Origin of the sequence: Lysinibacillus halotolerans (assembly GCF_003711845.1) — a bacterium.
In the GTDB taxonomy this organism is placed as follows: domain Bacteria; phylum Bacillota; class Bacilli; order Bacillales_A; family Planococcaceae; genus Ureibacillus; species Ureibacillus halotolerans.
The window spans coordinates 16,261-28,784 of record NZ_RHLQ01000014.1 but is presented as its reverse complement, the minus strand read 5'-3'; the positions used below and the strand labels follow the sequence as shown (position 1 = coordinate 28,784).

The following is a 12,524-nucleotide window of genomic DNA, read 5'->3' as shown; positions in this document are numbered from 1 at the left end:
TGGTTTAAAAATTCTAATATTAATTCTTCATTTCTTCGGCTACATATTCTCTGATTCTTGCCCGTAATTGAGCAACAGCATCAGTTCGTTCTGCAGATGTTTGAGCTCGGTTAATTCTAAGTAAAAACTCTTTTAGTAATTCTTTATTTTGAGGTTTTAACGTATTTAATCGATTTAATAATTCATTATTCAATACCGCCATCCTTATCATACTCCTCCTTTAATTCTTCATAAACTTCCCAAGGCTTCTTATCCATTAAATAGCTTAAATTATAATAATCCAGTACTTCATTTATAATTCTTTTAGATTGGGCTCCGTTAATTGCTGAACTACTAAATTCAGCAAACCTTGGCAACTCTTTTTTAGCTATCATACTAAATGTTTCATCATCTACTCCATCGGGTAATACAATAAAATCATGAATTTCCGACAATATTTTCCCATTATAAGTTCTCAAAATCCTACCTCGCCGTTGTACAAACTCTCTAGGATTTGAAGTGCTTGCCAAAAAGTAAGCTACTTTGGTACTTGGAACATCGACACCTTCATCTAAGCATTTAATAGCTACTAATACTTGAATTTCTCCACGATCGAAAGCTTCAAGTATTTGTTTTCTTTTAGCATTAGGTACATGCGAGTCAAAACGATGTACTCTTAAACCTAACTCATATAGTAAACTAGTCATACTATCCACCTGCCCTTGAGCAACATATACAAGGGTGTGGGATATATTTTTAATCCCCTTTTTTTCTAATAACCCAATTAAATGTGGTATTTTATTATAGGCTTTTGCTAAAATCAACGCTCGTTCTCTATTTAATTTTTGAATCTTTTCTTCTTCAACATCTGGGGTATTAAATAAAGTTATAATTCGAAATGTTAGCTTTTTATACCTTTCTAACTCTGACTCTGTTAATGATACAATATGAGGGTTATATTCATATTGGGTTAATTTTCCATCATCAATCGCTTGTTCTAGAGTATATTCGAAAACAACTTCTCCAAAAATACTTTTCATAAAAGCGGTACCTTGTTCATCCCACCACCTATTTGGAGTAGCAGACAACCCTATTCTTGCACTAAATTGATTAAAAAACATATTATAGAATGACCTTGAACCTATATAATGACATTCATCAGCAATTAAGAAACCACTATCTCCAATTTTCACAATAATATCTTTGAACGGAGACAGAGTAGCTGTTTTATAAGTTGTGATCACTACATGTTGGTCTATTAATCCGATATTGTAGTCTTGAATTGTTGACTCTAATTCTTCTCTCCATTTATGTTGCGATTGATAACAAAGAGTTATTTTTTTAAAACCCAATTGCTCACATTCCGTTTTCCATTGATCAACTAAATGTGCAAAAGGCGCAAAGATTACTAAAAAAATCCTTTTACCTTTACTATAATATTTCATTGCAGCTAGCAAACTAGTTATAGTTTTTCCAGTTCCAGTTGCCATTTCAAGAATACCTTGCCAATTATTACTTTCAAGAGCATTGATAGCATCTATTTGATATTGACGAGGTTCAATAATTATTTCTTCATCTTCAGGTTCAGGACGTCTTTTTTTACACTTTAATATTTCTCTACGAACTGATTCAGGAAACGGTATAACAGTTAAACCATTCGTTTCATTTGCCCACAGGTTTTCAAAGTCTTCTTTCATACGTTTAATTCTATGAATATCATATTCACCATAATAAACATCAATCTTCTCAAAATTTGAAACAACTCCGCCTAACGTTTCGTTTGCTGAACCAATAAAAGCAACACTTATTTCATTCTTATCTGTGAATATTCCAAACTTTTCATGATATAAACTGTTATTGTTAGGATGTGCTATTTTTATTTCTAATTGTCCCTCTGCTATTAACCAAGCTAATACATTTAAAGTATCATCCTCTAATGCTTCTTTACTTATATAAATTTCACGAAGTAAATTTTCTTCAATCACACTGGATTTTAGTTTATATCCTTTGTCTATTGCTTCAATGTCTTCTTCAGACAAATGTACATTTGAAACTATTCGAATTTTGCCTCCGAAAAATAAAAAATGTTCGAATCCTCTAGCTAATTCTTTAAGTATACTACTAGAAAAATAACCAGCTGCACGATCGTACTTTATACTCTGTTTTAAGCATGGTTCATAAAAATCTCTATGCATTTTGTCATTATCAGAACGGTATGTAAATTGCAAATTTAAGTCGTTTAATCCCATTTGTTATTTCTCCTTTAAATTAAAGAAACCAAATCTATCAAACATAAACAATGCACTCTCATAAATCTCGCTTGGTAGTCTCTTAGGATTATTTATTAAATTTTTCCTCATCAAAAATTCAGCAAAATCCTCTTCATGATTTCGTCCAGTATATTCATTTTTCACTATGTAATATACTAATTCTTCAAAATTAGATATATTGGAAGACTCTTTTACTAAAGCTAATTTGTTATATCTATAATCACTATTTGTAGGAATTTGACGATATCCTACTTTTGGAGCTAATTCATAAATCAAGTGATAAGACCAACCTTGGTGATAAATAGGGGCTATGCTATTTATACCTACTAAATCTAAAGCTGATAAATATACTTTGTTTCTGAATTGCTCATCTAGGTATGTTTTCAGGCTGAGGATAATGCTATCTGTAAAGTTCAATTGATTTGCATTAATAAATTCTAATCCAGTGTACTGATAAAAATAGTTCTTATCTATTAATTCAAACATAACTTTATATACCGTTTGTTCTGAATATCCATAACTTATAATAAAATCCTGAATTTGTTTTCTAGTTATGGTATCTGGAAAATTAATACTTATGATCTGCTCAATAGTTTGTATAGGGCTATCTTTTAGATACAATAACTTTGGGTAACCTCTTAAATTTGGATTTAACCATTTTAAAATTGACATAAAAGAATATTCATCAGCTAATAAATTTCTAGAATTTAATATATTTATAATTTCATTTTTCATATTAAAACGAAGGTCAAATGCAAACGCATAGCCGTTTTGAAATTGTATATCAACATATTCTTTTAACTTTTGAATTTCTTCATCAGTAAATTCAAATTTGCTTATTAAACATAATTTCCGATCTTCTACTTGTATAATTGAATCAATACGCTCTAATAGTTGATCTAATTTAAAATTTTTCCATTTTAGATCTTCTAATACACTCTCACGGATTGCCTCACCACTATTTGCATTCAAATATTCAATTAAAATACTTTCAGCATCAAGTACTTTTTCATTTTTCTTATATATGTAAAGTGAATTACCATGACTGTGATCAAAGTATTCATCTAAATATAAATTTATAATACTGTATAAATGTACATGACTGAAAATTTTATACTCTTCCATTAATGGTAAATTTTCTTGATAAATCATCCGAGGGTCTACAAAATTCATTTTTTCTAAATGTCTATTAAGAATATTTTTAATTGTTTCAACAAATTTATTATCAATTAATGACCCATCATGATAATAATAAGTATTGTTATCTACTAAAATAGTATCTTCAGCATCACTAATTCTTGCAGTAATAGCCCTTTTACTACTAGTAAATTCTTGAGGGAAGTATTCATTCATAAGACTATTAAAATATGAGTAGCCTTCATCATTCATAACTAAAGGTTCTTTAATGACATTTCTAAATAAATAATTAATTCTGGAAGTTAATGATAGAGATTGCCGTATATAGGCTTCCTTTCCTTTAATATAACCATGAATACTCATTAATTTTTCTATAAGATTACTTATGATTTTTAACTGAATGTTTTCCTCGAATATGACTTTTATTTCATTAAAAGGTATAATAGCTCTATTTAAATTTAAAGAATTTAATCTTTCAATATAATAGTCAAATTGCTCTCTTAATATATAGAGATCTAATTTTTCAATATAAAAAATTTTCTCATCTATTGAAAGTAATTCTTTCAATATAACATAATTACTACTGTTTGCTTCAATATCTAAATGCTTAGCAAATTCTTCCGCAGTAATAGTTATACAATGTTGTGTATAATATTGGAAGAATACTGAAATTTTAATGATTGAATTTTTTGCACTTAACTTTAAATTAACTTTTTTAATAATTTGTCTTACTCGTTCACGTGTAATTTCATACTGTTCCCCAATTTGTTCTAATGTAAGACCTAATTGTCTACCTTTTATAATGGGTATTCTATTAGGCTTTAATTGTGAAACAAGTTCCTCAATATGTTCTTTGGGCATTCTGAATGATTTTAGGACATTATTTATATTTTTCAAAATATTACAATGCTTTTTATCATTGAATGTATCAATTATCCGTAAATTTGTTTCAATTGTATCTTCTACTTTTAAATTAAAGATATCTTGAACATCTTTAATTTTTGATTCAGCAATATACTTAAATTTTTCATTATTAACCAAAGCCGTTCTTATATTTTCAAATTCCAACTCTAGTTTTTCTTCATACTTAGCTTTTATATTCTTTATTATAGAATTGTTTAAAAATTTTATTTTATATAGGGGCAACTGGTTGTCAGAGTAATCAAAAGTTTCATCCTCATAAATACTATTTATTAATTCAAAATATGAACATCCATTTCTTTCTAAAAAATTTCTAAATTCATTTTTTTGAAAAGTTGAAATATTATCTTCAATCTCTTTTAACATGGTAATTTCTAGCTGTTGTTTATCTTCTTTTACATTATTTCCATTCACTATCTCTATATTACTTTTTGCAAGTTCTAATTTTTTATATTCGTATTTTTTTATTAGTTCTCTTACAATATCGTTTCTTATATTATCTTTATTTGCAAATTCGGTTATAAAGTCAAGAGTTAGTTCAGAAAATAGCACAACATTCATTTGATTACAGTAATTTCTAAAATATGTGAATTTTTCCTCAGAGAATGTATTTTCTATTGAATAATCAAAATCTAATTGATGTTTCTCATTTCTATTAAGAAAAGATTTATCTTTCATTACATTGTCCAATTCTTCTAATGATAGGATATTAAAACCAGCATCCACAAATAAAGTTTTAATTATGGTTGGTGAAAAATCCTTTGCAAAATTACATATGCCCTCAAAAGGCATCAAATGGAAGAATAAATCTGAAGAAACATGATATTGTTCAATAAAATTACCCAAACCAATAGATTTAAAATTTATTTTTTTAAATAACTCTTGATTTTCTTCTATAAAAATTACATTCTGTATTTGATACATTAATTTAGGAAAAAAATTATTTTGATATTCTTCTCTAAAAGATATCCCCCTCATTAATAATTCATCCCTAGTAATATAAAACTTTTGTGTATCCTCCCTATACAAAAAACGTAAGAATTCAAGAGAATCCTCTTCAGCAAAAAAATCCTTTAATGCCCAACTCTCAAAATCAAATTGTTTTTTTGCTTTTTTATAATATGAAGGAATAAGTAAAAAATCCGTTATCTGATTTATCAAATTGCTCATTCCCTTGCGTTTTTTATTTAACTATTACTTCTATCCCAATAATAGGGGATATTATTGTACTAGATCAAGGTGAATTTTTTATTATATATCTTTCTTTTTATATAACAAATAACGTCCCTTAATTAATAAGGGACGTCTACATTATTTTACCACTAATATTTCAGATATAGCACTTCTACTCCTTGAATCTGCTGCAATCTGTCTATTAGCTCTAATACGGTAGATATTAAATTCCTCATATAAATTATCAAAAAACATATCTGTTGGATCTGAGTTATGTGGATCTGAATTACTTACTGCAAAATGGACATCTCGTAGATGTAATTCCTTACATAGATTAGCTAGATTTGACTGATCATCATCATTAAAACCACTTTCAGCATAAGCTGTAAAAGCAGATGAACTTGTAATTGGTCTATAAGGTGGATCAAAATACACAAATGTATTTTCTTGTTCTTGGATATGGTCAAAGGTTTGAGTATAATCTCCATGAATAATCGTTGTTCTTTTAAGCACTTCATTAACATTTAGAATATTTCTTTGATTGTAGATATTAATTCTTTCTTTCTTTCCAAAAGGTACATTATACTCTCCTTTACGATTTACACGATATAGCCCATTAAAACATGATTTATTTAAAAAGATGAATTGAGCTGCTCTTTCAAAATCAACCTTTTCCTTTAGTTCATTTTTATCCTGGTAATTGTTATATACTTGTCTAATATTATAGTATAATAGTTCTTTTTCCTCTAATGTATGTAAAGAATTATATTTATCTTGTAATATATCCAAATGTCGAATCAAATGAATTGGATCTTCTTTTATTGAACGATACGAATTAATTAATTCTAAATTAATATCAATAATCGTCATCTTTGTAAAGTTATAGTGATATGCCAAATAAAAGAACATTGCCCCTCCACCAACGAATGGTTCAATATAATGCTCCATTTCATCTAGATTAATATGATTGGAAATTTTATGTAAAATACTATCTATAAGTCTTGATTTTCCGCCTGCCCATTTTACAAATGGCCCTGCTTCGTATGGGTTATTCATTTTTTTCTCCTCAATTGCAGTACGTTAATTTAATGCTAATTCTATAATTCAAAAGCTTAATATTATAAATATCAAATATTTATCATAAATAGCGAAAGAGTATATTACGAGATATCTAAGCTAGCATATTACTTATTTTAAGTTATTATCATGAAGAAATATAGTAAAAAACGATAACAAATATTTAATTACAAATATTGCATTTTCCCCTCCCCTCCATCTCACACACCCACCTAGGAAACACCACAGTCTCCTTCAACAACTGTCGAAAAGTTTTTGTTTCGTTTGAATAGGGAAAGTAAATGGATTTGTCGATCATTTGGTTATAGGCGATGGTTATTTTATTCTCCCATACACCGTACAGTTGGTGATGGAGTTTCCGCGCGTCCCCTAAGCATTTGGCAAAGTAGAATGCATACGTATTGGCAGAACGTTGAATTGCAAATATTTTGATGGGACGCATGTTAAGGGTGTCGGAATCTCTTAGTAACCTGAAATCTTCCATTTCTGATTTAGTGAAAGAAAGGTTAAATAGTTTTTCTGCTTTGTCTTGCATCGTCACCTTGCCTTTCAACACTGCAAAATAAATGTAATGGGCTGTGTATGGTTCATCGAATTGAATGGCTTCATCAAATAACGTTTGAATCGTTCTCTCCTTCTCCAACAACTTGCATTACTCCTTCATTTGACCTGTCATTTTGTTGTAATTGACAAAAACCGTTCCTGTCGGGCCATTTCGATTTTTCGCGACAATGAGTTCCAATTTTTCGTTTCCACTATTAAATGCCTCTGCCCCTTCACCCCTTGTTTCTGTCCCTAACATTTCCGTCATTTGCTCATAATAGGAATCCCGATATAACAAGATCACCACATCCGCATCCTGTTCAATATTTCCCGAATCTCGCAAATCGCTCATAAAGGGGCGTTTATTTTGGCGGGACTCAACACTTCGGTTCAACTGGGCTAAACAAACAACCGGACAATCAAATTCTTTTGCCATTTGCTTAAGTTCCCAACTAATTTGTCCAATAATCGTTGTAGGGTTTCCATTTGGATTACTTGAATGAATGATTTGTAAGTAATCGATAAAAATGATCGGCTTTCTTTCTGGGTAGGTATGAATGAGTCTTCTTACTTGTGCCCGCATTTGGTTTACGGTTAGGCCCGCCCGATCATCGATTTGAATATTCGTTTGACTTAAATCCGTTAAAATCGAAATCCATCGTTCCCGCTGTTTTTCAGAAAAATATTGATAGGGGTCTCTCATTTTCAATCGACTGATTTTTCCACAAGCCGCGATAAGCCGGTCAATCAACATCCCTTTACTCATTTCTAGGGAGAAAATAATAGGTAGAAAACCGGCGAAACCTGCAGTTAAAGCAAAATAATTCATGACATCTGTTTTTCCCATAGAAGGTCTGCCAGCAATAATCGTTAGTTCTCCTTGTCTAAAGCCTACAATTAACTTTTCTAATTCCTTTAAATTTGTAGGAACTACACGGGATTCTTTCATTGGTATGTATGGTCGTTCTGCCATTTTAGCGATTACATTGTTTATATCTGTGTCGACTGTCACTGTCTCCATTTGAAGATTATCAAAGGACTTTTGAATTTCTTCTACTGACCAATTGTGAATCGATGCTTGCAGTAAAAGATTGTGTTTTTCCTTTTCCCTCCACTCTTCTTTTAATAAATCTAAATAAACATCGAACTTCTCTAAATCGGCATAGGTTTGTAAACTAGCTAAGAAGTTAGCTCCCCCTACTTCTTCCGGATTAACCGTTGTTAATAATGTAATATAGTCAACAGGTTGATGCTTTCTGGCTAATTGCTGCATAGACATATAAATGGAACGATGGATTTGGGATTGAAATAGTTCTGGTTGTATATCGCCATCTATTATTAAGTAATTTTCCTTTAGCATCGTACCAAGTAAACTTTTTTCCATAAGCTCTGTACTTATTTCCGATGCCATTGGAATCCCCCTTTCTTAATAGGACAAGCCGACTTTAGCTTGTCCTATTCGTCTTCTTCACCGGCATTATAATCTAGTACTATCGGTTGAATTGTTCTCTTAACTGGACTAGGTATATCCCTTGCTTCATTTAAGTAATTTTCAAAGTTTGTAGGACTAAACAATGTGCTTGGCCTCAAATAAGACCTCATTTCTTTATTGTTTAACCATTGACTCACCTTCACATCGATCACTTTTTTAAAGTCTTCAACGGTATAACCTTCTTGTAATCTAGCATTAATTAATCTTTTCGTTGCTTGATTATTTACACGAAATTCCTTATGGGCTTTGGCATTTAAATAATGAATAATCCCGGTGATGATTTCGAGATTAGTCTTTTGTTGTTTCTCCTTATTTCTTTCTTTTTTAACTGAATCAGCCATTTTGGTTTCTTCGTTACACCCAAATTGTTCCTTTTGTTCCTCACAGACTGTCTCAGTGGGAAGGTCAATTTGCCTTTCTAAAATATGGGAAAGGACGTCATAGTCAATGCGATACCATTTTGTTTTATTTACTTTCATGGCATTGTAAGCTTGAGATGAAACGATTATCCGCTTTCTTTCAAGACTTAAAAATGCTCTACTAATCGTCTTTTCGGACCAAAAAGGAAACTGCTCCCGCCATTTCGTATACGTATGATGGTACCAAGTAAATCCGTCATATTTTAAAGGGGATTGCAACAACCGAAAGTGCAGTTGTTGCAATACAATTGCTTCATTCAGGCCAAGTTTAACTGCGAGAGTCGGTAATACGAGAAGTGGTGACTCATTTAAAAGTAGCTTCACTTCCTATTACACCCCCTCATTAATTCATTGCTATATGGATGGGTTTCTATAAAACTGGCTGCGTTTTGAACAATACGAATAAACCGTTGTACTTTCTCCCAATATTCAAAATTGTGATAAATATATTCACAATAAGCTCTCCATACATTTTTTCCATTTAATAATCGTGCATGTTCATAGAGTCCTTTATCCGTCCATAAAAACACATAATCCTCTTGTTGACTCACCGCTTTTGGATATTCTTTTATAAACATCTCCAATTCCTCATCTTCTAATAAATAGAAATGTTCCCCTTCCTCAAATCGCTCAATGTGTTCCAAAAAATTTTTCCCGATTTCCTTTTGTTGAACGCTATATAATTTTGCTACTTCTTTTGTTAGTAAGACGGGTTGTTCGTTATATCGAATATTCATCATCATGATTTCCTCTCTCCTTTAGTTTTTGAGTGAAATGATTTTATTTAATTTATATGAATCTCGATTTACTCAAATGGAACATCATAGCTATACAATTCCTTTGCTAAACAATAAAGGAAGCGTTCTTTTTATATTTGATCAGCTGCTTTTTGAATAGTGCTGAGGGCATCTTTTACTTCCTTTGAATCTTTAAAATAATAGGATATATAATAGTTAAACACTTCCCATGCTTGAATACCTTTCATTAATTGGGCATGTTTAAACAATCCCTCCTCCGTCCATAAATAAACGTGATTTTCCCATTCGTTTACGGCTTTTGGATACACCGTTTTAAAAATGTTGAATTCTTCATTTTCAATTAAATAGTAATGCTCTCCCTCTTCAAATCGCCCTTCATGTTGCAAGAAGTTATTCTCAATATGCCTTGGAGTGGTTTTGTACATCTCGGCCACTTCTTTTGTTAAAAAAACGGGTTCTTTGTGATATTCCAGATTCAATGTCATTTTTCATCTCTCCTTTGGCTTGAGGTAAAATTGTCTTCACTTATATAAATACCGTTATCAACCATAAAAGGAGACAAGTTGTCTAAAAAAATTTTTTAAGCGAATAAAAAAACCTAACGACAAGTGCTTTTGGCATCTTGTGTTAGGTAAGATAAACGCAATAAAAAAGCTAACGCTCAATTTATGATCGTCAACTCTTGTTAGTTCACTTATTCCTTTCCCATTCTTCATCTAGCATCGCGTAATAATATTCGTCCCACCATTCATTTCCCGATGGAATGCATTTTTTAAAATAGCCTTCCCTTCGCATGCCAATCTTCTCCATTACTCGGTAGGAAGGGATATTTTCTGGTTGGCATGTTGCAATTATTCTATGTAACTTCATTTCTTCAAAACCAAATTTTAAAACGGCTTGGGCTGCTTCTGAGGCATACCCTTTATTGTAATACTTCGGATTAAACACCCACCCAATTTCATATGTATGCTCCCCAAAATATTTAAAAAATGCGATGTGCCCAATGACCACTTTCTCATCTCTTAATACAACCGCAAATTTCTCAGCTGTATCCCCCATGTTTTGATTGATAAATTCTTTCGTCTCTTCTCCCGTAAAGACACCTTCAGGAATATATTTCATCACATTGTGATCCGAAATATATTCGTAGACATCTTGCCAATCCTCGATTTCAAAATTACGTATAATTAGTCTCTCTGTTGTTATGTACATTTCAATCCCCCAAATTAATTTCCGATAATACTTGTTTCGATATAAAGGGAGAAATAACCTTTAAAGAATACTACCAAAGTGATTGAAAATGAGAAAACAATATTAATCAATCTATTCAACGTCTCTACAAAAAAAGTTATATTGTTGAAAATGTAACAGTACAAGCCTAAATATATAAAGAAATTTATTTTTAAAACTCGAGCATAACCCCGTTCCAAATAAGAACGGGGTTAAAAAATAGCAGATTTAATATCTATAGAAATTCCTAATAAAATAGATACTAAAGAATATTTAACTATTTATTAGCTTTACAAAGAAGAGGTTCGAATGGAAAAATCCAACTTATATAATATTTCAATGAATTTAAAAATGACAGAAGAAAAATCGGTAAAGGCTTCTTTAATAGAGGAAGTTACCCTTTATCCAGCTTCCTATTTGTATTAAAATTGCATATTTTGATAAAAAAATAGTAAGCCATTTGGTTGCTTTTTTTATTCTATGGTGTCTTAAAAATTATTCGCTCAAAGCATTCACTTTATCTCTCACAATTGGATACAAAATAAAAATTGCAAAATGACAAATACTCATAATCAAAGCGCTTACCATATTTTCCTTAATATTTCCCCAATGATCAAATACATAAAATTGTAAGCCCGTTAAAATAACACTAGCTATAAAACTAAATAAAAGGTATTTTATCCAATTATTTTTAAGCCCTTTAATATAAATAAAGCCATGTGCTTTATTTAATATAATCACTAAAATAATTACAAATAAAATAATTTTCATAAGTTTTCTCCTTTCTAACACTCTATCTCTATACTCCACTATCTTTACAATAATTTAATTTTATGGAAATATATAACTATTTTATTGTTTACCTACTATTTTACTAAATATATACTAAATAAAAAGAGAGGGGTAATTTTATATGAATAATTTTTTTAAAATCTCAATTTTTAGATTTTTTTATTAGCATTTGCTCATCAAACAAGTGCTGAAGAACAAACAAACGTTGAACCAAACACAGAAGCAAACTGGGTAGAAACAGGAGAAGAAATTACTACAGATATTAATTCATTTAAACATGAAAATGAAGATTTACAATCAACAGACCCGACAAATTCTGGTGGCTTCTCAACTTATTCGTTACCTGCATATCAACACACTGGTGGTGGTACGATATCTAGCCCGGCTCGAATAGATACGGATCGTTTATGGATAAGAAATAGCAGTGGTTATGCTACACCTTATTCTGTAGAATATACAATCAAAGATGGTAAAATTATCTTATTTGAGAACGAAGGATGGGAATATTATACTCAAGGTTGGACTCAAGGTTGGTTTAATATGGTTACAGGCTACGTTGCATCACTAGTTACCTCTGGATATTTTACAAAGGGGACATATCAATATTCCGGTAAGTTACCATATTTAAAAAAATATATAATAGATATGGAAATACAATAAAAACATATACTAGCTATGTTCCTGGTGCTACAGCGATGATAACTTTTTCTACGCCCATCTCTAATAAAATAAC

11 protein-coding genes are annotated in these 12,524 nt (G+C 30.7%); all 11 read right to left on the bottom strand.

The features are described 5' to 3' along the window. Positions 1-19: 19 nt before the first annotated feature. The 11 genes from EC501_RS07330 to EC501_RS07280 all read right to left on the bottom strand — a co-directional run bounded on the left by EC501_RS07330 (position 20) and on the right by EC501_RS07280 (position 11,770). Positions 20-202: a hypothetical protein gene (locus EC501_RS07330; RefSeq protein WP_122971650.1), complete on the bottom strand. Its 183-nt coding sequence runs from the start codon at positions 200-202 to the stop codon at positions 20-22. Further along, a complete protein-coding gene (locus EC501_RS07325; protein ID WP_122971649.1) occupies positions 186-2,228 on the bottom strand; it encodes a DEAD/DEAH box helicase family protein in 2,043 nt (680 codons plus the stop codon). The genes EC501_RS07330 and EC501_RS07325 overlap by 17 nt, the downstream gene beginning before the upstream one ends. A gap of 3 nt (positions 2,229-2,231) precedes the next feature. After that, complete coding sequence (locus EC501_RS07320; RefSeq protein WP_158599678.1) at positions 2,232-5,468, bottom strand: sigma factor-like helix-turn-helix DNA-binding protein; 3,237 nt, start codon at positions 5,466-5,468, stop codon at positions 2,232-2,234. Between the two features lie 150 nt (positions 5,469-5,618). Continuing rightward, complete coding sequence (locus EC501_RS07315) at positions 5,619-6,536, bottom strand: DNA adenine methylase (protein WP_122971647.1); 918 nt, start codon at positions 6,534-6,536, stop codon at positions 5,619-5,621. 184 nt (positions 6,537-6,720) lie between these two features. Beyond that, positions 6,721-7,203, bottom strand: a complete 483-nt coding sequence (locus EC501_RS07310; RefSeq protein WP_122971646.1) for a hypothetical protein — start codon at positions 7,201-7,203, stop codon at positions 6,721-6,723. A gap of 6 nt (positions 7,204-7,209) precedes the next feature. Further along, the gene (locus EC501_RS07305; RefSeq protein ID WP_122971645.1) at positions 7,210-8,511 is read right to left on the bottom strand and encodes a replicative DNA helicase; all 1,302 of its coding nucleotides are present in this window, start codon (positions 8,509-8,511) and stop codon (positions 7,210-7,212) included. A 44-nt stretch (positions 8,512-8,555) separates the two neighbouring features. Next, positions 8,556-9,335, bottom strand: a complete 780-nt coding sequence (locus EC501_RS07300; protein WP_122971644.1) for a conserved phage C-terminal domain-containing protein — start codon at positions 9,333-9,335, stop codon at positions 8,556-8,558. Beyond that, positions 9,332-9,754, bottom strand: coding sequence for an ORF6N domain-containing protein (locus tag EC501_RS07295; protein ID WP_122971643.1), 423 nt, complete (start codon positions 9,752-9,754; stop codon positions 9,332-9,334). The genes EC501_RS07300 and EC501_RS07295 overlap by 4 nt, the downstream gene beginning before the upstream one ends. 125 nt (positions 9,755-9,879) lie before the next feature. Next, positions 9,880-10,254, bottom strand: a complete 375-nt coding sequence (locus tag EC501_RS07290; RefSeq protein WP_122971642.1) for an ORF6N domain-containing protein — start codon at positions 10,252-10,254, stop codon at positions 9,880-9,882. A gap of 205 nt (positions 10,255-10,459) precedes the next feature. Then, positions 10,460-10,981 carry a GNAT family N-acetyltransferase gene (locus EC501_RS07285; RefSeq protein WP_122971641.1) on the bottom strand — a complete coding sequence of 174 codons (522 nt, stop codon included), beginning with the start codon at positions 10,979-10,981 and terminating at the stop codon, positions 10,460-10,462. Between the two features lie 513 nt (positions 10,982-11,494). Beyond that, entirely contained in the window at positions 11,495-11,770 is a 276-nt protein-coding gene (locus EC501_RS07280) for a hypothetical protein (RefSeq protein WP_122971640.1), read from the bottom strand. Positions 11,771-12,524: the final 754 nt, after the last annotated feature.